Raw genomic sequence first — 21,707 nt, forward strand, 5'->3', positions numbered from 1 at the left:
TCATTGTTTTGATTTCATCGGAAAAACCATTTGTTCTGCTAAATTTGGGAAATCAATGAACGGATTGCGGTTTCCTTGAATCGAGAAAATCGCTTGATTGCGGTGTTTTTCGTAAATAGTGGCCGGAAACTCTTTATGCCAGCGTACTAAAAGTGGGATATCGATTTTCCGGCGAAACGCCTTCGCAATTTCTGTCGGGTAGCGCAATAAAAAATAAAGCATCGCCCGCGCCACCGTCCCTTTCCCGTGTTCTGGCTCAAACCAACCGTTATCAGCGACCCCGCAATGGTTTTGAATTTTCTCCGTTGGCGATTCTGGTTCATAAAACGGGAAATCCGCATATGGAAAGTTCGAGCGAGCGGTATTGCATTCGGGCTGGCAGACGAAGAGGTGATGCAAGTCGCCTTTCATCGGCTCTCGCGCCCCAAACCACGATTGAGGAACGACATGTTCGGTATTAAGCTTCAACTGCCGTTCAATTCCTCTTAACTTTTGCTCGATTGTCCAATCCTTTTTGTCGGCATATTTTAATAATCGGCGAAATTCTTCATACCGTTTTCTAATAATCTCGTAATCTTGTATAATAATGGTTTCAGGGTCTTTCTTTTCTCCCGAATAAATGCTTCGAACGGAACCGTCTGGGTGAAGATCAACCCACGTATACAAATACTCGTCTTTGCTAAAAAAGTAAGGAAGCCGCCGTTTATGCGTTCGTTTCACTAGTTCATGGTATTTGACAAACATGCTGAGTCCGTCTGGTTCATGAATGACGTGTCGGTAATATCGCTCGATTGCTTTCCGATCTTTTTTTTCATCATAATACACGTTCCGCTTCGCTTGAATTTGTTGCTGGTTTTCTTTTAAAAATAGCAATTGTTCGTCGCAGTCTTCGCATTGCCATTGTTCGAGCTCTTGTAATATTTCGTCCGCCATCTTCTCACCGCCCTTAAGAAGCTCTCCCCACGTTTCAACCGTGAGTACATTTATTATAACAGGCGGGAGAAAAATAGACGAGCAGATGGCCGTTTAGAGAAAAATTGCCTGCCGGCTGAAAAAAGCAGCGTCATTAGCGGCAAACTCCATAAAAAAATAGCATACGGAATATAGGAAATAGTAGAAACTCCTGTAATCGCACTGCACATAACCGCTAAAATGCTCCAAGGAATAAGCCCTGGAAAAATCATTGTCGAATCTGCCATCACTCTAGCCAATTCTTCACGCGAATGCTGCTTTTGCCAATGAGAAAAAAACGAGCGGCCGGTTAAAATAATCGGCAACGTCTGGTTACACGCCACCGCGGAAATGACGAGCGAAGCAACGATCGTTCGCCACGTATACGATATAAGCGACTTCTTATTTGCTAGCCAGCGGTCTAAAAACGGCTGCACTATCTGTAATTCTTCTAGTATCCCGTTATAAACCCCAGCTAAAGCAATAAATAATAACAAAAACAACACAGAACGAACCCCACCGCCTAGTTGGTCACTGCCATTCCATAAATAGGAACGAAGCAAAACGAGCGATGTTCCCCGCCAATACGCAAGCACGATTGCACAAATGATGCTTGCGAAAAAGGCGTACTTCATTTTTATACGAAAGCCAACGAGCAAAAGAAGTACAATTGGCGGAAGTAACGCAATTGTATTCACATGTAACGGTGCTAAATGTAGCGCCGCTCGTGTCGATATGTGCAAATCAAGAAAAAAATAAAAACAAGCACTAAAACTAATCGCAAGCACTGTCGTCGGCAACAATTTGCGTAGCTGGCGATATACAGATGTTCCAACTGTATGTACAAGCAGCTGATATGCACTAGAAAAAACGGACGTCCGATCGCCGACAAACGCCCCGGAAACTAACGCCCCAGCTACGACAGGAAGCGGCAAATGCAAAGACATCGCCACGCTCATCAGCGGGATACCTAGCGCGCTTAACGACCCGACTGCGGTGCCTAATAATAGCGACATTAGCATCATAAAGAAAAACGACAGCACCAAAAAATGGTCAGGTGATAAAAAGTGCAAAAATAACGCGACCATTTGTTTCATCGTACCGCTTATCTCCCACATCGGCAGCAGCATACTTACCAATAATAAAATAATGACAACCTCTTTCGTCTGCAGCGCTCCTCGGCTCCCCATTCGCAAAAGCGCACGAAAAGCTACACCTTTGTGAAGACAAAGAGCTGCTAATGCAAAAAGCCCGGGAAGGAAACCGATAACAAGCGGAAAGTGAAGAAGCACAGCGCTGAAAATACCGAGCAATGTAACAACCAATAACCATACTATTTCCCTATGAGAAAGTGGAACTATCCTCATTTCCCCATCTCCAACACCCAAAAATTAGTTACGTTACCATCATACAAAAAAATCGTCTTTTTGCCAAATTGCAAAAAAGCTCCTCCGTTCCCAAGAGAAGCTTTTTCAGTAATGGTTTATCTCCACACAAACGACATAACGGTAAACAAAACAGCAGCTAAGCCGGCAGCGATAAAGGAAGGCACAAGTTTTGTGCGGGCGTATTCAATGACCGGCAAGTCTAAAATGGTGCATAACGTTACCGTATTATCGCTCAACGGGGAAGCGAATGCGCCAAATGTCCCACTCGCAAATACCGCTCCGATGACCAATAAAATATTCGTCCCTGATTCCGCCGCAAGCGTTACACCAAGTGGCATTAATAGCCCCCACGTCCCCCATGATGAACCGATGAAATATGAAATGAGCGCCCCTAACAAAAACAATACTGGTGCGACAAAATAATGCGGAATCCATCCCTTTACATGCTCCGTAATATAGGCAGAGAACCCTAAATCTTCCGAAATCGCGGACACTGCCCAAATCAACGTGAGCATTAAAATGACAGACATTAGTTCATTTCCACCTTTGACAAAATGCGTCAATAAATCTGCTAGCTTAAATCGTTGCCATAGAAAATATATGACCGTTAAAATAACGGTTATCATTAACGATTCTAACATCACACCTAGCGCATCGCTACGGAGAAATGCGTCAAAAAAGTTTGCTGCCCCTTGGTGGCCGTCCCACCAACTGAGAAAAAGCGTTAACAGAAGAACAAGCGAAAGCGGGACAATTAAATTCCACGGCTTCGTCGGCGTATCTTTTTCAAACGCTTCCGGACAAGACTCTAGTCCTTCTTCCCCTTGTTGTTCGTTTGGGTTTTCTAATTCACTTCCCGCTTCGACCATTACCGCTCGGTTTTGCTTCCGAATTTCCAACAGCGATAACGTCCGTTTTTTGTTATATCGGAAAAAACTATAGTATAAGCCGACGAGAATAATGGTAAACGAAAAAAAGTTAAACGGAATGCTTTTTACATACACCGTGTACGCTTTTTCATGAATACCGGCCGTTTTTAACGCTTTGTCAATGACCGATACCATGTAGCCAACGAACGCAGTTGCTAGCGGAATGAGGGCAACGACAGGATTGGACGTTACTTCAATCGTAAAACCGATTTGTTGCGACGATAAATGAAGTCTCTTTTTCAACGCTTTCATAATCGGTGCAATCGTAACAATCCGAAAATCCGGGTCACTAAACGTCACCATCGTAGAAATCCATGTCAACAACAACGCACTTCTTGCAGTCTTTACTTTTTTTCCGACAAGATGGACAAATCCTTTAATTCCACCTGTATATTTAATAATGCTAATTAGCCCAGCAAATACGTAAAGAAAGATAATGATCCGAATATTGTTTGTTTGCATTAAGTTATGTACAAGATAAGTGAGCATTGTTTTTAGTCCACCGAGTATGGTCGGATCGACTAAATAACTACCAAGTAAAAGCGCTACAAACAAACCTGGAATGACTTGCCTTGTCCAAATCGATAACGGGATAACAACTAAAAACGGGAGAAGGGCTTTCCAAGAAGGTTCCATCATTTTACCACCTCTTTAGGGAATATCGTTCACCTGTAGTATGAACAACATACTGGAAAATATGCCTTCTCCCATTATGAGCCGTTATATTCGTACTTAGGCGACTTATCCCCTCAACCGGAAATGAGCGTTCATTTGTCCTTTTAACATTTTTTCGCGTAGTTCTTTTGTGAGTTCACGGCGAATTTCTTGCGTTGGTACACCTTCTTCACGCTTATCGGCAATATCCATCAGCCGTTCTACGTCATCAAATGAATATTTGCGCGTTCCTTTCGAACGGTCAGGAAAAATCAACTTGCGCTCTTCGTAATAGCGAATTTGTCGCTGTGACAACCCTGTCAGTTCGCTGACGACCCCGATCGAAATGACTTTTTTAAACTTATATCCATCGTCTTTTCGCTCCATAGCACTCCACCCTTTATGATAATTTTTCTAACACAATTATATAAAAATCGACGCGATAAGGTTTGTTTTTGTTATAATTTCTAACATTATTTTTATTTTATATGTAATAAAATATAACATAAGAATAGCAATCACGCAAAAAATGTTTATAATGGGAAGAAAAAGGGAGTGGGAACATGGGGAATTTGCTCCGAAACGCGCTTTGGAGACAAAAACAGTTTTATATTGACGAACTGACGAAAACAGGCATGTTCGATTTCGATTCGCTTGATCGATGGACCATCACTGAATTGCGCCGCGAATATGAACGAAATCGAGCAAGACAAAAGAAAAAACGGGAGGGATTACAGTGAACTACCAAGCTCTTGAGCTCGCTAAACGAATTGTCGAATTAGACTTGCAGCGCGATGCGATTTTTGAACAGCTTATGAGCCTCGCAGGCGAACGAGCGTACGAACTGCTTCGGGAAGTGCAAAACAGAGGATAATTTAGTAAAAAAGTTCTTGTCACCGTACGACAAGAACTTTTTTTCTGACAATTGTAACCGTTTTATATTAAAATACGTATTGTTATTCATAGAATTGAGATGGTCTTTTCAATAGATTGTCACAAATTTCATTACTTTGTGAAGGATTTATCATTATACTAAAATATGTAGGAAACGAAGATGAAGCTGGTGAATGAACATGAATAATCGACAACCTTCCGAACTAGTCGTGATGAAAAGTTTAGCATTTTTAGCTGTCGTCTTTCAAAGCGCTTTACTATACGTGATGAACCACCGAACGCTTCGACCGGAAGAAGCGGTAATGGTCGGTATGCTCTTTAATTTTGTAAAGTTTTCAGCGCCGGTATTCGTATTTTTGGCAGGATTCCATATGGCGCAGCAAACCATTGGCCACTATCCGTCGTACGTGCTGCAGAAAGGAAAAGAATTGCTTCTTCCGTATGGGTTCTGGGCGGTTGTTTATTTATTTTTACTAGCAAAAGATGCTGGCTGGAATGAATGGGTAAAACAATTTTTGACAGGGGACGCTGCCCCTCATTTATGGTATGTGGTGATGATTTTCCAATTCCATGTACTCGCTCCGTTGTTTGCGCTATTTTTTACATGGCTAAAAACAAAAGAGGCATGGACAAAAGCGCTCATCAGTGGCGCGGTTGTGTATATTTTATTTTTAATATCGTTCGAGCAGGTGAGTACGTCTTCACTCCATTATTTTGATCGAAGCTTTTTTGCTTATTTCTTTTACTTTTTACTTGGAGGCGTAGCAGCACAAACATTGCAAAAATGGCGGAAATTCGTCTTACAATCGATTCCGTTCAATACGTTTCTCTTTTTAGCATTGTTTATTTTCGTAGGATACGAGTTGCTTACCTTTAAAACTATTTTTTCGATTGATTTAAAAGCGGCAACGTATTTAAAACCGTCGATGTTTTTCTACGTATGCTCAGAAATTTTATTGCTTTACGCATTATCGATAACTATCGTTCAAACAAAATCGCCGTTATATACGGTACTTCGGTTTATTCACCGTTATACGTACGGCGCGTACTTAGGGCATTTATTCTTTATATACATGTTTGCACATACGTTAAACACCGCTGCTCCGCTTTTACAAGGTGTCATGTTGTTTGCTGTTACTGCTTTTTTATCGGTTGGATGCTGCGTGCTCCTTCATTTGTCTCCAGTGAGCACGTTGGCCATCGGGCACGAACAAAAACAATGGGAATGGCGGGTTTCTCCGCTAATGCTATTGAAAAAATAACGGGCAAAATGCCCGTTATAATTCTAACCGCTGTCGAAGCGCTTTCACATAATTGCGACTGACTGGAATTTTCACGTCTGTTCCTGTTAACGTCAACTGATATGCGCCATTAAACCATGGGGTAAGCTGTTCTACTTTTTCCACATTTACTAAATAGCTTTTATGCGGACGAAAAAATAGAGTCCCTTTTAGTTTTTGTTCTAGCTCTTTTAACGGGGCTTTCGTATAATACGTTTTCTGTTTCGTCACAACGATTGTATCTTTTATTTCTCGGCAACAATATAAAATATCGTGCGGCGAAACGTAAACGATGCCGTCTTCTTCTTCAATCGCTAACTTTCGAAGTGGTCCGTGTGAAGCAGTAGGTTTTTCTTTTTCCAATTTGCGCAACAGGCGAGCGACCGTTTCCCCTACTTGCACGTCATCAAATGGCTTTAATAAATAGTCTACCGCTTCATAACGGAACGCTTCGACCGCGTAATTCGGATATGCCGTTGCAAACACAATCGTCGGCGGTTGCTTAAGTTGTTTTAACATTTTCGCAAGGATAAACCCTGACATTTCCGCCATTTCGATATCCAAAAACACAACATCCGGCTGCAAGGAAACAATTTTTTCGAGCGCACTTTCCCCGCAATCTGCTTCGCCTACAATTTCCACTTGCTCATACTCGCTCAATAAATGTTTCAACTCGTCGCGGCTTAACGGTTCATCATCGACGACGATAACTCGCATACGCAACCACATCCCCCTCCTTCCCTTCTTTCAGTGGAACGGTTAATTGAACAGTCGTTCCTTTTCCTTTTGCCGATACAATGGCGAATTTCGCTTCTTCTCCAAGCAATGACTTTATTCGCTCATACACATTATATAAACCGATCCCCGCTCCTTTTGAAGAAGCGACTGGCGTTCGCAATAGCTGCGCTACTTCTTCATCCGTCATTCCTTTGCCGTTATCGGACACCGAAATTTTCACCATATCCCTATCAGCTTTCACGACGATGACAATTTCGCTACCTTTTTTCATATATTTTAAACCATGTTTTACCGCATTTTCTACCAATGGCTGCAGCGTCATCGTTGGAAGCACTACTCGGTCAAACCCCTCCTCAATATCATACCGGACACGCAATTTATCTTGAAACCGCGCTTCTTCGATTGTTAAATATGCTTGGACATGACGAATTTCCTCTTCTAACGTCGATAGCATTTCAGTCGTACCCGCTAAATTTTTCCTAAAATAATACGCTAGGGAAACGAGCAGTTGCCTTGCTCGATTCGGATCAATTCGGATGCAAGAAACGATCGTGTTGAGTGCATTAAACAGAAAATGCGGATGAACTTGGGCATGGAGCGCTTTAATTTGCGCTTCTTTCATTAATTGATAATATTTTTCCGCTTCGGCAATTTCCAGCTGCAAGCTTAAAAGCGACGATAGCCCTTTTACAAATTCAAACGTAATCGAAGATAAATCCGCTTCTGACTGAAAGTAAAATTTAAGTGTTCCTACCGTTTCGTCCTTTCGCTTTAACGGTGCAATAATGGCTTTATGCAACGGACAATGCGGATCGTGGCAAGCGACCCGATCGTGCACAATGAGCATTTCCCCTGTCTCCACTACCCGTCGCGTCGTTTCTGTCTGAATCGGCTCATTGGCGAAATGATGGTCACTCCCTGCCCCGACATGCGCCAAAATATGCGCGCGATCTGTCACCGACACTGCTACCGACGGAACTTCTTGAATAAAAAGCTCACAAATTGCTTTCGCCGATTGGGGCGTTAACCCGTTCCGTAAATGATGAATAGTTGCTTCCGCTAAGCGCATCGCTTTTTCCGCCTGCAATGCACCTGCTTTTTCTTCTTCTTGAAATACGTTGCGAATGACTAGTATAAAAATAGCACTCCCTAAGCCATTAGCAATAACCATCGGCACACCAATTTCCTCGACGAGTAATAACGCTCGGTCAAACGGTTTGGCGACAAGCAAAATAACGAGCATTTGTAACGTTTCCGCTGCCATCCCAACGACAAGCGCCACCTCCGGCGACAGGGCGAACGCTCTTTTTTTGTGGTGATGCACCATCCCAGCAATCGCTCCAGCAATAATCGTCGATACACCGCAAGCGACCGCTGTAAACCCACCGAGAAAAAGCCGATGCACACCAGCAATTAATCCTGCGCCAAGCCCCACTTGCCATCCACCAAGCAAACCAGCGATAACGACCCCGATGACGCGCGAGTTGGCGAGCGCCTCATTTTCTTTCAACGACCACGTCCATTTCGCGACTTCGAACGTTTCGACGTGCACCGTTAAACCGGTATACGTTCCAACAATCCCGAAAATTCCGAAAATAACCATAATAATGAACCGCTGTGTCCAATCCACTTGTTGATGATAAATCAAGCGGCGAAAATACGACAACCGTGTTAATAAAAATGCAACCATGACAATAATTCCAAGCCGTTCGACCATCGAAAGGCAAAGCTGCCACACTGTCATCACCTCTATTTTTATCTTACCATGATCGGACAAATGGCTCACTTATTTTTTTACTCTTTCACCAAAAAGGATGACCTAAAAAAGGCCATCCTAATGAGCGGATTTTTTAAACATGTTCTGCTCTCGCTTTTCCGCTAGCGCCAATCCATGTTCTTCTCCATTGTCGTTGCACGATCGTAATCAGTAACATGCACAAAATAGCAATTCCACTTAAAATGAGGAAACCGAACGTAAACGATCCGGTCGCTAATTTAATATTCCCTAAAATTTTTGGCAAAAAATAACCGCCAAGCCCTCCTGCCGCTCCGACAATTCCCGTGACGACGCCAATCTCTTTTTGAAACCGTTGCGGCACTAGCTGAAACACCGAACCGTTCCCCATTCCTAAACTCATCATTGCGACAAATAATAACGAAGTAGCGATCGTTAAGCTCGGAAGCGAAGAAAGAAGCGCCATCATAATCGCTACCACGCTATATAGCATGATTAACATGCGAATGCCTCCAAACTTATCAGCTAACCAACCACCAACTGGTCTAAAAAAACTCCCTGCAATAACACAAATTGTCGTAAAATCCGCTGCTCTCACTGGATCAAGTCCGTACTGGGCGTTGAAAAAGATCGTTAAATAGCTGGACATCCCGACAAAACCGCCAAATGTGACACTGTAAAAGATACAAAACAGCCATGCATCGCGTTGTTTTAACACGTTCATATAGTGGATAAATTTTTGTGGTGCGGGTTGGTTAAGACTATCTTTCGCTAATATCGAAAAGAGAATAAATGTCACAAGGACTGGAATAAGCGCCAAGCCAAAGACAATGTGCCAATCCCCGTAATGTTGGGCAATTCGGTTGGCAAACAACGTCGTTAATACCGTTCCACTGTTGCCAGCACCCGCAATCCCCATCGCAAGCCCTTGGTATTGCGGTGGATACCAACGGCTCGCAAGCGGCAATGCAGCAGCAAAACTCGCTCCCGCCACTCCAAGCAATAACGCTACGACATAAAGCTCGGATAAATGATCCGCAAACTTCCATCCCCAGTTTCTTTTTTTCCATCTCTCCATCCCTCCGTGACATCTTAGTTACCGCTAAAACCATAGTTTGCATACTAAAATGAGTAACGTAAACATCCCGATTTCTTTGCTTTTTTGCCCCATTCTCTCTCCCCCTATGCTTATGTTAGTTTTATCTTATTATTATGTTGTTTTTTTATCACTTATAATGTAATAATTTATTACATTTTTTTTTATATACATACATAGAAATCGTGAAAAATAATTTATATGTTATTTTTTATAACATTAATTCCCTAAGCAAAAGGCTCGTCCATCTAGAAATGAACGAGCCTTTTGGTTAATGAACGATATTCGGTTCTTGTAGCTGGTCGATGAGTTGTTCGCAACGTTGGACACGCTCTTCTAATTGTTGCATTCGCTGCTCAAGCGCTAGGACATATTCTCGTAAGCTCATCGGCGCATATCGTTTCGCCAATCGTTCGTATTCTTCGTCGATTGCTAACACAACCGTCATCGACGAGCCAAAAACTGTCTGAACGGCATCGATCATAAGCGAGCCGTATTTCGTTTGCAAAGCGTTCCGCTGCTGTTCGTCGACGCATTTCACTACAATCCAGTCGTGATCAATAACTGCGGTTGTGCTGTGAACCCATCGTTCAAACGAACGGAGAGATAACTCTTCCGCCAGTATTTTTTTCACTTCCTCCCAATACACCCTTTTCTCTCCCTTCTTTTTATTATTGTAGCGAATTTTCAAATAATAAAAAATTTGTTGATGTGTTTGAAAAATGGATGTTTTATTCTTTTGTTTCCTATGCTTGATGCACACGAAACGTATATTTTGTCATCGATGAGTACACTTCTCCTGCACGCAAAATGCAAGAAGGAAAATGAGGGTGATGTACTGCATCTGGTAATGCTTGTGTTTCTAAGCAAATCCCTAAATATTTTCGAGATGGCATCCCGTTTACCTTCATCCCACTCGGAAAATGATTTCCTGTATATACCACCACCCCAGGTTCATCGGTTTCTATTATTAATGTTCGTCCGCTTTCGGGTTCAAACAAAACGATTTCTTCAGCATGACGGCTATCTAACAAAAACGGATGATCATATCCTTGCCCGACTAAAGCAATTTGCGGATGATTTGCTTCAATGCCTTCTTTGAGCAATTTGCCTTCCCTCAAATCAAAAGGAGTGTTCTCGACATTTAACAGTACACCGGTCGGAATAAACTGGTGGTCTAGCTCCAAAAACTGATTACTCTTGATTTTTAAGCGATGGTGTAAAATATCGCTTTTTAAATTGCCGCTTAAATTAAAATACGTATGATTGGTTAACGTTATTGGTGTGTCTTTGTCAGAAGTTGCATGGTAAGAAATGATGAACTCATTTTGATTATTTAACGTGTATGTAACTTGAACGTCGACATTCCCAGGATATCCTTCTTCCCCATCGGGGCTTGTATACGAAAACTGCACGCCTACCGCTTCTTTTGTAGAAAATTCAACTGCTTTCCAAACAACATGGTGAAATCCTTTTTGTCCGCCATGTAAATGATTACTGTTTTCATTTTTATGTAACTGATATGTTTTTCCGTTTAATTCAAAAGAGGCTTCCCTGATTCTTCCAGCCACCCGCCCGATCACCGCTCCGAAATACGGGCTGTTTGTAAGATACGGAGAAAACTCATTGAACGCTAAGACAACATTTTCATAGTTTCCGTATTTGTCAGGAGCCAATATTTTTGTAATGATGCAGCCATAATTTAAACACGTCACTTCCATTCCGTTATCGTTCGTAAAGGTATAGGCGATAATCGGACGGCCATCTACTTCTGTCCATTGTTCCTGTACAATTCTCATCCCTCTTCCTACCTTTCTTCGCGCGTTGCTTAAACGGTTAACTCGACCACTTTTCCTGTTTCCGCTGACATGCGGCACGCATCTAACGCTTTCGCTTGCTGGATGATCGCATCGTCCGAATAACTTGGCGTTGTTCCAGCGAGGATACATTGCGAAACATGCTCCACCTGTAGACGGTACTGGTCGCCGTTAACTACTTCTTCCCGTGTTTTTCCGTCGTCTGTTTGGATGATGATTAAGCCGTTACCTTGTTGCACGTCAGGACGGTACGCCCGCGGAACGCTCAACTTTCCTTTTGTTCCAATGATTTCATACTCATTGCGCGCAAACATATCGAAGCTGCAATCAAATAAAACATGCACGCCATTGTTCATTTTCATCCATCCGTTTGTCACCATATCTACGCCGTAAGGTTCATCGTACGTAGAATGAACGGATAAGGCAACTGGCTCCGTTTCTAGTAAATAGCGAATGGAATGAACACAATAGCAGCCTACATCCAATAAACTTCCTCCGCCAAACTTCGCCCCCATTCGAATGTTATTTTCCCGCTCGGCAAGATAAAAGGAAAAGCTTGCCCGCATGCTTTTCACTGTTCCTATTTCTCCGGAAGCAAGAATTTCTTTTACCCGTTGATGCTGCGGGTGGAATTGATACATAAACGCTTCCATCCAAACGACACCATTTTCTCGGCAAACCTCTACCATTTTTCGTGCATCATCTTCACATAAAGCAGCTGGTTTTTCACAAAGAACATGTTTTTTATGTTCCGCTGCTTTCATCGTCCATTCCATATGCATATAATTTGGAAGCGGAATATATACAGCGTCAATGTTAGGGGCGGCAAGCAAGTCTTCATAATTGTTATAAGCTGTCGGTATTCCGAACTGCTGCGCCGCTTCATGCGCCTTCCCGCTACCGCTTGCGATTGCTACGACTTCCGCATTTTCTGCCCGCTGAATCGCAGGAATCAGCGTTTTCCTAGCAATAGCAGCCGTACTTAAAATTCCCCAGCGAACCTTTGTCCCCATCTCATTTCACGAAACTTGCACAAGGAAACCCCTGTCTAAAGACTAGAGAGAAATTACGCTTTACGCAAGTTTTATTCCCTCCTTTCGATACGTGTATCCATCCAATCGTTGAATGAGACGAATATGTGTCATGACATCTAAACGCGCGTTCTGTTTCCAACCTTGGTCTGGTCAACACGGGGCATTCAAGCCCACGACTTGAGTCGTTGGGTTGTTGACTCCCTTGCATGAATGAACAGAGGCTGATCCACTACCATCAGACCAGCCCCTACCCTTTTTGAATTTTCAAACACTTTCTTCACAATGATTATAGCAATTTTTAGTTAGTTTGTCCAAAAAACGAACTAATTTTTAATGATTGTTTTTTTCTAACGTTGTTGGAAAAGCAAGCTAACCTCATTCAACCGTTGCTTTTGTAACCATGGGCAGCGTTCGGATTCGAGAGGAGTCATTGCTACGAAACTAATTAAAACGAGAATCCCGCCCTTAAGTGATGCAGGGCGGGTGAGATTTGTTAGAGAATGACATTTAACAATAGAATGAAAATAAAGGCTACCACTGAGATAATCGTTTCCATCACCGTCCAAGTCATAAGCGTTTCTTTGACTGTCATGCCAAAATATTCTTTGATCATCCAGAACCCGGAATCGTTGACGTGCGACAAAATTAACGAACCAGCGCCGGTCGCCAACACGAGCAGTTCCATATTTGTACCTGACATAGTAGCAGCGATTGGCGCAACGATGCCGGCGGCAGTCATCATCGAAACAGTAGCTGAACCAGTCGCGACGCGAATGAGAGCAGCAATACCCCATCCTAATAAAAGCGGAGATAGATGTGAATGTTTCGCTGCTTCAGCAATTTGTTGACCGATGCCGGAGTCAAGGAGCACTTTATTGAACGCACCACCCGCCCCGATAACGAGTAAAATATTAGCAACGGGACCAAGGCAGTCGTTTGCAAATTTCAGCACGTTGTCACGGTTAAAGCCACGAGCATATCCTAAACTAAAGAACGAATAAATTGTAGCAATAAGCAATGCAACGATTGGGTCACCGATAAAGCGTAATACTTTCGCTGCTTCTAATGTCTGATCAAGCGTAACGTTGGCAATCGAGGCGATAAGCATTAAAATGACGGGAAGCAAAATCGTAAATAGCGTATTTCCGAACGCTGGAAGTTCTCGTGTTTCTTTATGCTGTACGAGCTGCTCAGCAATTTCCGCCGGTACCTTTTTGTACATACGCGCACCAATCCATTTTCCATACAGCGGTCCAGCAATAATCGCTGTTGGCAGACCAACGATAATGGAATAAAGAATCGTCTTTCCAACGTCCGCTTTAAAGATGCCCACCGCTGCCATCGCTGCCGGATGTGGCGGAACAAGACCATGCACGACCGATAAGCCAGCAACAAGTGGTATCCCGATTGTGATGAGTGAAATACCCGTTTCGATCGCAATCGTAAAGACGAGAGGAATAAGCAACACAAACCCTACTTGGAAAAACACCGGAATCCCAACCAAAAAAGCAACGACCATCATTGCCCAATGAACACGCTTTTGACCAAAGCGAGCAATTAACGTTTTAGCAATTCGTTCAGCACCACCGGATTCAGCCATCATTTTTCCGAGCATCGTTCCAAGTGCCAACACGATCGCCAAAAAGCCGAGTGTATTGCCTAATCCAGCTTTAATGGAATCTATAATGCCCGGCGTTTCCGGTGATGGAGCAATAAGCGGCATCCCCATCGCTAACCCGACACCAACAGAGATTAAAATGAGTGCGACAAATGGATGCATTTTCGCTATAGTAATCAATAGCAACAATGCAATAATCGCAACAATAACAATGGCAATCCCCATTCCTTGTTCCCCCTTTGTTTTTATACACAATGACTCAATTAAATTTTCCCCATCGCAAACGCTTTCAGTTTTTTAACTATGAAACGATATTGTTTTCTAAATCGGTTTATTAACCGTTCGCTAGGATACTAAACCGATTTAGTTGATGCGCCTTTTTATCGATTCCGACGCTGAAACGCCGCGATCATATCAAACTCCTCTTTTAACCGTTCATACAACCGCACGTACAAATCAAATAATTCAGCATAAACGAGTGTATGGTCTTCATTTGGTTCATGCCGAGCTGTCGTTTCAATCCAGTTTTTTACCATCCCAAGCGACGGTAACTCACCTAGCGCATAGAGTGCCACAGCAGCCGCTCCTAATGCCGAAGCTTCATGCGTTTGCGGCACAATGAGCGGTTTTCCGAGCATATCAGAAAGTATTTGTCGCCAAAACGGCGATTTGGCAAACCCACCCGAAACACGGATTTCCTCCATCGGTCCGGTTACATCACGAATAGCAAGTGCTACTGATAAAATACTAAAGCAGACACCTTCCATGACAGCGCGAATAAAATGTTCACGTTTATGATGAAGACTAAGACCGAAAAACGTCCCGCGGGCATTTGCATTCCAATATGGTGCTCGTTCTCCCGATAAAAATGGTAAAAACACAAGTCCTTCCGCTCCCGGAGGAACATGTTCGGCATATTTCGTCAACAAATCGTACGGATCCATGCCGAGTTTTTTCGCCACTTCTCGCTCTTGAGCACCAAACTCATCACGCAGCCAGCGAAGCAAAATACCGCCGTTGTTCGTTGGTCCACCGACGATCCAATACCCCGGAGTCAATGCATAACAGAACGTTCTACCTTTCTCGTCAGTCGTTGGGTTCGTTGCAATCGTTCGCACTGCCCCACTTGTTCCGATCGTAATAGCTGCCTCGCCCGGAAGCACTGCCCCAACACCAATGTTAGCAAGCACGCCATCGCTCGCTCCAATAATGACCGGCACATCAGGAGCTACCCCCATTTTTTCCGCCCAATCTTTCTCCATCCCTTGCAAAATATGCGTCGCTGGAACTAGACGTGGTAGGTGTTCGCAACCAATTCCAAGGAAAGATAATACATCCTCATCCCAATCGAGTGTACTAAGACGAAACAAACCGGTAGCCGAGGCGAGCGAATGATCGGTGACGTATTCTCCATACAGGCGATAAAGCACATAATCTTTTACCGAGACAAACCGTCTGGCATTTCGAAATACGTCTGGCCGCTCTTCTTTCAGCCACATCAGTTTTGCTAGCGGTGACATCGGGTGAATTGGCGTTCCCGTTCGCCGGTAAATGTCAATCCCATTTTGTTCTTTAAGCAACCTCTCTGCCTGGGCAACACTTCGATTGTCGGCCCAGATAATCAAGTTGGTAAGCGGCTTCCCCTCTTGATCGATCGCCATAACCGAGTGCATGGCTGCACTGAATCCTAATGCTTTCACTTGTTTAGGACGGATGGCATAGCGAACCGTCACTCCTCCCACCGCTTGAATGACCGCTGCGAACAACTCATCTGGATCTTGCTCTGCCCATCCCGTATGTGGGTGAATAATCGGATAATCAACAGCATGGGAGGCTAATACCCGACCTTGTTCACTAAAAACGACTGCTTTCGTGCTTGTCGTTCCAATGTCCACTCCAATGACGACTTTCCCTTGTATAGTCACCGTTTCTCCTCCCTTCGTCATCTATCCTTTTGTCTAATCGATGTCCGTTCCTTCAGTATCGGAGAGAAACGAAACACACGTGGCTTACCCTTCCGCTTCTGACTAATTTGCGCAAATACCTGCTCAGCTGCTTTTTTCCCCATGGCAAATGTCGGTTGGGCAATCGTCGTCAGCATTGGGGTATAAATATCGGCAAACGGCACATCATCAATGTTGATTATTGCTAGATCTTCGGGCACTCGAATGTCGTTTTCTTTCACAAACCGCAAAACGCCCATCAAAGTCAAGTCGTTAATTGCAAACAGGGCATTTGGCCGCTCAAGTTGGGTAAACCGTTTTTTTAGCTCTTCGGATGTATCCATTCAGCCCAATACTAGTGAGATTTTCAGAATCCAGCACCAATAGGGCATTTCCAGTATCGAAAATGCCCTAGGAGGAATGGAGAATCGTTTGGAGAGACTCCCCACTTAGAAGTCTTTGCAACGATTCCCAAACCGGCTTTCCGTGTTTTTGCAGGGTAGAAATGACGCTGCGAATGGTGCAGAAAGCCTCGGCATCGTCTTCCTGACGAAACGTTCCGGAAATTTTTTGTTTGACTTTCACCATCCGCAAATCACGCTCGGCTTGGTTGTTGTCAAACGGCACTTCTTTCTTTCGCAGGAAGAGAAGCGCTTCTTGCTTGCGCTTTTCCAGGCGCTGGATGAAATTTTGCGCGTTGCGGACGCCTTCATGGTTGCCTTGTCGGCAACGTTCATCGAGTTCTTGTCGACCATTCGCTAGAAGCTGGTCGTACACTGCTTCCCAATACCGGACTTCCTCTTCCGGTAGAGCTCCGCCCGCTTTCTCCACCGCCTGTTTCATCTCCAACAGTGCTTCGGTCATCTCTTTCGACCATGAATGGCCGTAAAGTTCCGTATATGCCCGAAGCTCCCGGAGATGATGGGCGTGGCAAAGCGCATGGCTCGCCTCTGTGTACATCGGGTACACCGAATACGCATCGTGTACCATCGTTCCTTTGTACCGTGGCAAGATCCCGATGTCGTCCGTCGCTTGCTTTCCACGGGAACGATGAAGCCCGTATCGTGTGACCTTGGCAGTGGAAGCCACATGCACCCATTGGTTCTTTCTGTTCACACGCAGGCTCGTTTCATCGACGTGCAACGTGCTGGAGGTTAGCAACGCCGTTTCGATCTCTTTGAGCGCTGCTTCTAACACAGGGAGCCACCGTCTCGTCATGTTCACGACTGTGCCTGCACTGATTGAATGGCCCACTAACGCTTTGACCATCTCCGTGACACGCTCGCACGGGATCAACTGCGCATGATTCCAGTATAAAACAAGGGAAGTGATGGCTGGTCCGTACTGGACATGATTCGTGACATAAAAAGGGAACTCTGCCTGCTGGACGAGATGACATTTCGGACACCCCTTCACTTCCCGTTCGTGTTGAGTCACTTCCATTCGAACCACTGGGAGGTCGAACACTTGGCGAATGTCTACTTGAAGCGGAGCAACATGTTCTAAAGAGTGACCACATCCTTTGCATTTGGTCACGCGGTGAAGGACTCGATGGTCAGGATTCGGTACTTGGCGGAGCGTCGTTCCTCGATGCCCTAGTTGCCCTCCCGGCTGTTTCTCCGACGGTTGGCGAGAAGGGGATTTCGCCACAAACCGGTCAGAGGACGGCGGTAAGTGGCTGTTCGTACTGTTTTTTTTCGTACGGGCTTCTAATTCTGCAATACGTGCTTTTAATTGTTGGTTTTCTTGTCTTAGCTGCTCGTTTTCTTTGATGAGTTTTTCGATGGTTTGCGCTTGGCGCTCGATTTTTGCGACCATGCTTTCGAGTGTAAAGACCGCTTGTTGAAAATCAAAAACAACGTTTGCCATCGTGTTCACCTCCCTTGTCTTGGATGGTACTAGTATAGACAAGGGGAGCAGAAATAAACCCGATCTCGTAAACTTTTTCTATGTAACGGCTGAATAGTTACCTTCGGATAGCACAGCGGAATTAACAGCAATGATGTTGTTTTCACCGACATCAAACCCTCTTTTCTCCATTGCTGCACGAAACCCCTCAAATCGTTCCATCCGCGGTACGTTATAGGCCACGAGTGGCGGAGTAACGATAGCGATGTGATTATAGCCATGCGAAGCTAAATAATCAACAGCCATTTCTGCCGCTCTAAAATTGTCTAACAATACGCTATCCACCTCTATCCCTGGCACCATTCGGTCGACAAAGACAAGTGGAAAGCGTTCTGCTACAAGATGACGGTACACATCTTCGTTTTTTCCTGTCGGAAAGACAATGAGTCCATCAACTTGTTTGGCGAGAAGCATATCAATATACTTCTTCTCCTTTTCCGCGTCGTCGTCTGAGTTGCAGATGATGACATGAAACCCGCGCTTCTGACATTCCTCTTCAATGGCGTGCAACACTTGCGTCGTCAACATATGAAGCATATTAAATACAATTACACCGATGGTGGCCGTTGTTTTTTGCTTTAAACTGCGGGCGATTACATTCGGGTGATAACCAAGTTCCTCAATCGCTTGAGCGATGCGTTTTCTTGTTTCCTCGCTCATATATTCATAGCGTTTGTTCAAGTATTGCGAAACAGTGCTTTTGGAAACGTTGGCCAATTTCGCGACATCGGCCATCGTCACTTTTTTCAATGGGATCCCTCTTTCTTTTACTAAATCGATTTAGTTTAGAAAGCGTTTTCATAAACCGGTTTAGTGTTAATTATAAATGAGATGGAAAAGATGTGCAATATTTTTATTTAAGTTTTTCACTATGCCCAAACAATTTATCTCAATAGGGGTTAAAGTTCAATACTTTTATAAAACCGACATGGAACAGTTACGGATTGCCTAACTTAACCTCGAACCGTAGGGCACACGGCTATTGCTCGATCAAATTTCTTTCATAAGATAAGGATCTCTAATAGTTGGGGAGTGATAGAGAGTCAGCCATTCCGTTAAAATTTTTATTTAAACGCAAGAAGAGCGCACAAGCTCCACCGAGGAGGCTCATCTCAAGCAAAGCTTCGGCTTGCGTGGGATATTTCCAAGAAGCGAACTCAGTGTGTCGCCGCCGAAAGAAGGGGGCGGAGCGCATCACACCGATGGTGCTTGGAGCTAGACAACTCCCCACCTAGCGAAAAAATTTTAACTATAACAGCTCTTGTCCGAGACGACAAGAGCTGTTCTCTTATTTTCCGATAAAGTTCGGCTTTCTTTTTTCTAAAAATGCTTGGACGCCTTCGCGGTGGTCTTTGGTTTTCCGCATTTTTTGCTGGGCGTCGGTTTCTAGCTTGAGGACGTTGAGCAATTCGTCTTTTGTTGTTTTGGCGTATAGCATTTTCGTAGCGATCATCGCTTGCAATGGCTTTGCTTGCCACTCAGCAATTTTTTGCTCCACTTCGTTCTCATCCTCAACAATGAAGTCGACGAGCCCAAGTTCATACGCTTCATCAGCGTTCATCGGTTTCCCTTCCCAAATGATGTGCTTTGCTTTCGTTTCGCCGACCCGTTGCGCTAAAAAGAAATGCCCTCCGCCATCTGGGACAAGCCCGATGCCAATAAAATTCATCGCTAAGCGCGCCTGTTTTGTCGCAATGACATAGTCGCTTGCCAATGCAAAACTTAACCCTAATCCTGCTGCTGGTCCATGAATGGCGGCAATGACAACTTTCGGCATGCTGTACAATGTCGCAATAACCTGCTGAATCGTATTCATGACTTCATGAAATTTTTCTGGGTCATCTACGCTAAGCATCGTTTTAATATCGCCGCCGGCAGAAAACCCTCTTCCTCTCCCACGAATGACAAGAAGCTGCGCATCGCTTTGCTCTACTTCACGAAGCGCTTCGACTAACTCATTCAACATTTGCACGTCCATCGCATTTAACGAGTCCGGACGGTTCAACTCCAATACCGCCAAATTTCCTGAAAAAGAAAGCACTACTGTTTCCATTGTTCTCCCCCTGTTTCACCGATTTTCTTTTACTTTATTCCTCACTATTTTCAAAAATCCTTTTTTAATATAAAAAAATCCGCACCACTTAAAATGGCACGGATGAAGTTGTTAGCGATTCCGGTTGAAAATGATAAGCTTTAGCTCCGTCATTTCTTCAATCGCGTAGCGAATTCCTTCACGGCCAAATCCGCTTTCTTTCACGCCACCATATGGCATATGATCAACGCGGAACGTCGGAATGTCGTTAATAAGCACCCCGCCGACATGCAATTTCTCCGCCGCTTCCCATGCCGTATGGACATTGTCTGTATATATGCCTGCTTGCAGCCCATAGCGCGAATCGTTGACAAGCTTAATCGCTTCATCGATGGAGGAAACTTTATTAATAAGCACAATCGGCGCAAACACTTCTTGGCACGATACTTTCATCGTTGGTGCTGCGTCTAAAATGACCGTCGGTAACAAAATATTCCCCTGTCTCTCCCCACCAATCGCAACAGTAGCCCCACCTTGCTTCGCTTCTTCAATCCACTGCAGCGAACGCTCCACATCTTTTTCGGAAATAAGTGCAGAAACGTCTGTGCTTGGATCGAGCGGGTCACCTACTTTTAGCTGTTTTACCGCCTCAACAAACTTTTCGACAAACTCTTCATACCGTTTTTCATGCACGTAAATGCGTTGCAATGAAATACATACTTGCCCTTGGAACGAGAAAGCACCGACGACGCACCGCGGAATGATTCGCTCGACATCCACTTGTTCATCGATAATGACGGCTGAGTTCGAACCTAGCTCTAGCGTGACGCGTTTTAATCCAGCTTTGTTGCGAATGCCAATCCCTACTTCCGGACTGCCGGTAAAGGTCACCATACTAATGCGTGGATCGGTAACAATTTGGTCACCGACCGTTTTTCCGCTTCCGGTCACGACATTGAGCGCTCCTTTTGGCAATCCTGCCTGTTCAAACAATTCAGCAATAAAGTACGCAGAAAGCGGTGTTTGGCTCGCTGGCTTCAACACGACCGTATTTCCGGAAGCAATCGCAGGTCCTAGCTTATGCGCCACTAAATTTAGCGGAAAGTTAAACGGCGTAATCGCCCCGATTACCCCAATCGGCTCTCTTACTGTAAAGGCGACGCGATTTTCTCCCCCTGGCGCGGCATCGAGCGGGAGCGTTTCTCCATGAATCCGCTTCGCTTCCTCGGCAGCGAATTTATACGTTTGAATCGTGCGCGCCACTTCCGCTTTGGCGGTCGTGATCGGCTTTGCTGCTTCTAGCGCAACGAGCTTCGCCGCTTCGTCCGCGCGTTGTTGCAATAAAGCCACGACTTTCTCTAAAGTCGCCGCCCGTTCGTGTGCTGGCATTTTTGCCATCGTTCGACGTGCTTCATACGCAGCCGAAATCGCTCGCTTTACGTCTTGTGCTGTTGCTAACGGAATTTCTGCCAACGCTTCGCCGGAGTATGGCGACAAAAGCTCGCTGTACGCCTCTGCCTCTACCCATTCGCCGTTAATGTAAAGTTTCTTTTTTTCTGTTGTTGTATGCATCCCGTTTCCCTTCCTTTCATAAGCATTATTCCTAAACTTTATTCTGTTTTTTCTGAAAAAATCCTTCCATCCTACGTATTGATGACGAACATAAAAAACACCCATACTATTTAGCGCG

The 21,707-nt window shown here is 44.5% G+C and carries 18 protein-coding genes and 2 pseudogenes; 3 read left to right on the forward strand and 17 right to left on the reverse strand.

From position 1 onward, the window contains the following. The 4 genes from GFC30_RS10505 to GFC30_RS10520 form a co-directional block, all read right to left on the reverse strand. Positions 1-933: an endonuclease I family protein gene (locus tag GFC30_RS10505; RefSeq protein ID WP_066325214.1), complete on the reverse strand. Its 933-nt coding sequence runs from the start codon at positions 931-933 to the stop codon at positions 1-3. A 53-nt stretch (positions 934-986) separates the two neighbouring features. Beyond that, a complete protein-coding gene (locus GFC30_RS10510) occupies positions 987-2,318 on the reverse strand; it encodes a Na+/H+ antiporter NhaC family protein (protein WP_066325217.1) in 1,332 nt (443 codons plus the stop codon). A 116-nt stretch (positions 2,319-2,434) separates the two neighbouring features. Continuing rightward, positions 2,435-3,904 carry a Na+/H+ antiporter NhaC family protein gene (locus GFC30_RS10515; RefSeq protein ID WP_066325220.1) on the reverse strand — a complete coding sequence of 490 codons (1,470 nt, stop codon included), beginning with the start codon at positions 3,902-3,904 and terminating at the stop codon, positions 2,435-2,437. A gap of 105 nt (positions 3,905-4,009) precedes the next feature. Next, complete coding sequence (locus GFC30_RS10520) at positions 4,010-4,309, reverse strand: MerR family transcriptional regulator (protein WP_066325223.1); 300 nt, start codon at positions 4,307-4,309, stop codon at positions 4,010-4,012. A 176-nt stretch (positions 4,310-4,485) separates the two neighbouring features. Here GFC30_RS10520 and GFC30_RS16580 point away from each other — a divergent pair, with 176 nt between their 5' ends. The 3 genes from GFC30_RS16580 to GFC30_RS10525 all read left to right on the forward strand — a co-directional run bounded on the left by GFC30_RS16580 (position 4,486) and on the right by GFC30_RS10525 (position 6,078). Further along, entirely contained in the window at positions 4,486-4,662 is a 177-nt protein-coding gene (locus GFC30_RS16580; protein ID WP_084256301.1) for a Fur-regulated basic protein FbpA, read from the forward strand. After that, positions 4,659-4,796 carry a hypothetical protein gene (locus GFC30_RS17215; RefSeq protein ID WP_169807004.1) on the forward strand — a complete coding sequence of 46 codons (138 nt, stop codon included), beginning with the start codon at positions 4,659-4,661 and terminating at the stop codon, positions 4,794-4,796. The genes GFC30_RS16580 and GFC30_RS17215 overlap by 4 nt, the downstream gene beginning before the upstream one ends. A gap of 199 nt (positions 4,797-4,995) precedes the next feature. Then, the gene (locus GFC30_RS10525) at positions 4,996-6,078 is read left to right on the forward strand and encodes an acyltransferase (protein ID WP_066327323.1); all 1,083 of its coding nucleotides are present in this window, start codon (positions 4,996-4,998) and stop codon (positions 6,076-6,078) included. A 15-nt stretch (positions 6,079-6,093) separates the two neighbouring features. Here the strand turns inward: GFC30_RS10525 and GFC30_RS10530 are convergent, their stop codons facing one another. The 13 genes and pseudogenes from GFC30_RS10530 to GFC30_RS10590 form a co-directional block, all read right to left on the reverse strand. After that, positions 6,094-6,825 carry a LytR/AlgR family response regulator transcription factor gene (locus tag GFC30_RS10530; protein WP_066325225.1) on the reverse strand — a complete coding sequence of 244 codons (732 nt, stop codon included), beginning with the start codon at positions 6,823-6,825 and terminating at the stop codon, positions 6,094-6,096. Beyond that, positions 6,791-8,578, reverse strand: coding sequence for a sensor histidine kinase (locus tag GFC30_RS10535; protein WP_238583571.1), 1,788 nt, complete (start codon positions 8,576-8,578; stop codon positions 6,791-6,793). Before GFC30_RS10535 ends, GFC30_RS10530 begins: the two co-directional genes overlap by 35 nt. 106 nt (positions 8,579-8,684) lie before the next feature. Further along, complete coding sequence (locus GFC30_RS10540; protein WP_066325236.1) at positions 8,685-9,647, reverse strand: MFS transporter; 963 nt, start codon at positions 9,645-9,647, stop codon at positions 8,685-8,687. 289 nt (positions 9,648-9,936) lie between these two features. Further along, a complete protein-coding gene (locus GFC30_RS10545) occupies positions 9,937-10,314 on the reverse strand; it encodes a hypothetical protein (protein WP_066325239.1) in 378 nt (125 codons plus the stop codon). 97 nt (positions 10,315-10,411) lie between these two features. Further along, the gene (locus tag GFC30_RS10550; protein WP_066325248.1) at positions 10,412-11,464 is read right to left on the reverse strand and encodes an aldose epimerase family protein; all 1,053 of its coding nucleotides are present in this window, start codon (positions 11,462-11,464) and stop codon (positions 10,412-10,414) included. 29 nt (positions 11,465-11,493) lie between these two features. After that, on the reverse strand, positions 11,494-12,495 hold the full coding sequence (locus GFC30_RS10555) for a Gfo/Idh/MocA family protein (RefSeq protein WP_066325253.1): 1,002 nt from the start codon (positions 12,493-12,495) through the stop codon (positions 11,494-11,496). 514 nt (positions 12,496-13,009) lie between these two features. After that, complete coding sequence (locus GFC30_RS10560; RefSeq protein WP_066325262.1) at positions 13,010-14,359, reverse strand: GntP family permease; 1,350 nt, start codon at positions 14,357-14,359, stop codon at positions 13,010-13,012. Between the two features lie 155 nt (positions 14,360-14,514). Beyond that, complete coding sequence (gene gntK / locus GFC30_RS10565) at positions 14,515-16,080, reverse strand: gluconokinase (RefSeq protein WP_066325265.1); 1,566 nt, start codon at positions 16,078-16,080, stop codon at positions 14,515-14,517. 8 nt (positions 16,081-16,088) lie between these two features. Further along, positions 16,089-16,406: pseudogene (locus GFC30_RS10570) on the reverse strand (substrate-binding domain-containing protein); the annotation flags it as partial. Positions 16,407-16,488: 82 nt separating this feature from the next. Further along, complete coding sequence (tnpC, locus tag GFC30_RS10575) at positions 16,489-17,946, reverse strand: IS66 family transposase (protein ID WP_066324512.1); 1,458 nt, start codon at positions 17,944-17,946, stop codon at positions 16,489-16,491. 108 nt (positions 17,947-18,054) lie between these two features. Continuing rightward, positions 18,055-18,735, reverse strand: a pseudogene (locus GFC30_RS10580) (LacI family DNA-binding transcriptional regulator); the annotation flags it as partial. Between the two features lie 538 nt (positions 18,736-19,273). Then, positions 19,274-20,038: an enoyl-CoA hydratase gene (locus tag GFC30_RS10585; protein ID WP_066325274.1), complete on the reverse strand. Its 765-nt coding sequence runs from the start codon at positions 20,036-20,038 to the stop codon at positions 19,274-19,276. Positions 20,039-20,149: 111 nt separating this feature from the next. Then, positions 20,150-21,589 (reverse strand): aldehyde dehydrogenase family protein, encoded by a 1,440-nt coding sequence (locus GFC30_RS10590; RefSeq protein WP_066325278.1) that lies wholly within the window; start codon positions 21,587-21,589, stop codon positions 20,150-20,152. Positions 21,590-21,707: the final 118 nt, after the last annotated feature.

It is taken from the genome of Anoxybacillus amylolyticus (genome assembly GCF_001634285.1).
In the GTDB taxonomy this organism is placed as follows: Bacteria; Bacillota; Bacilli; order Bacillales; family Anoxybacillaceae; genus Anoxybacteroides; species Anoxybacteroides amylolyticum.

Coding starts and splice junctions, on each gene's coding strand:
- GFC30_RS10505 (WP_066325214.1), bottom strand. CDS start 933: ATGGCGGACGAAATATTACAAGAGCTCGAACAATGGCAATGCGAAGAC.
- GFC30_RS10510 (WP_066325217.1), bottom strand. CDS start 2,318: ATGAGGATAGTTCCACTTTCTCATAGGGAAATAGTATGGTTATTGGTT.
- GFC30_RS10515 (WP_066325220.1), bottom strand. CDS start 3,904: ATGGAACCTTCTTGGAAAGCCCTTCTCCCGTTTTTAGTTGTTATCCCG.
- GFC30_RS10520 (WP_066325223.1), bottom strand. CDS start 4,309: ATGGAGCGAAAAGACGATGGATATAAGTTTAAAAAAGTCATTTCGATC.
- GFC30_RS16580 (WP_084256301.1), top strand. CDS start 4,486: ATGGGGAATTTGCTCCGAAACGCGCTTTGGAGACAAAAACAGTTTTAT.
- GFC30_RS10525 (WP_066327323.1), top strand. CDS start 4,996: ATGAATAATCGACAACCTTCCGAACTAGTCGTGATGAAAAGTTTAGCA.
- GFC30_RS10530 (WP_066325225.1), bottom strand. CDS start 6,825: ATGTGGTTGCGTATGCGAGTTATCGTCGTCGATGATGAACCGTTAAGC.
- GFC30_RS10535 (WP_238583571.1), bottom strand. CDS start 8,578: ATGACAGTGTGGCAGCTTTGCCTTTCGATGGTCGAACGGCTTGGAATT.
- GFC30_RS10540 (WP_066325236.1), bottom strand. CDS start 9,647: ATGGAGAGATGGAAAAAAAGAAACTGGGGATGGAAGTTTGCGGATCAT.
- GFC30_RS10550 (WP_066325248.1), bottom strand. CDS start 11,464: ATGAGAATTGTACAGGAACAATGGACAGAAGTAGATGGCCGTCCGATT.
- GFC30_RS10555 (WP_066325253.1), bottom strand. CDS start 12,495: ATGGGGACAAAGGTTCGCTGGGGAATTTTAAGTACGGCTGCTATTGCT.
- GFC30_RS10560 (WP_066325262.1), bottom strand. CDS start 14,359: ATGGGGATTGCCATTGTTATTGTTGCGATTATTGCATTGTTGCTATTG.
- gntK (WP_066325265.1), bottom strand. CDS start 16,080: ATGACGAAGGGAGGAGAAACGGTGACTATACAAGGGAAAGTCGTCATT.
- tnpC (WP_066324512.1), bottom strand. CDS start 17,946: ATGGCAAACGTTGTTTTTGATTTTCAACAAGCGGTCTTTACACTCGAA.
- GFC30_RS10585 (WP_066325274.1), bottom strand. CDS start 20,038: ATGGAAACAGTAGTGCTTTCTTTTTCAGGAAATTTGGCGGTATTGGAG.
- GFC30_RS10590 (WP_066325278.1), bottom strand. CDS start 21,589: ATGCATACAACAACAGAAAAAAAGAAACTTTACATTAACGGCGAATGG.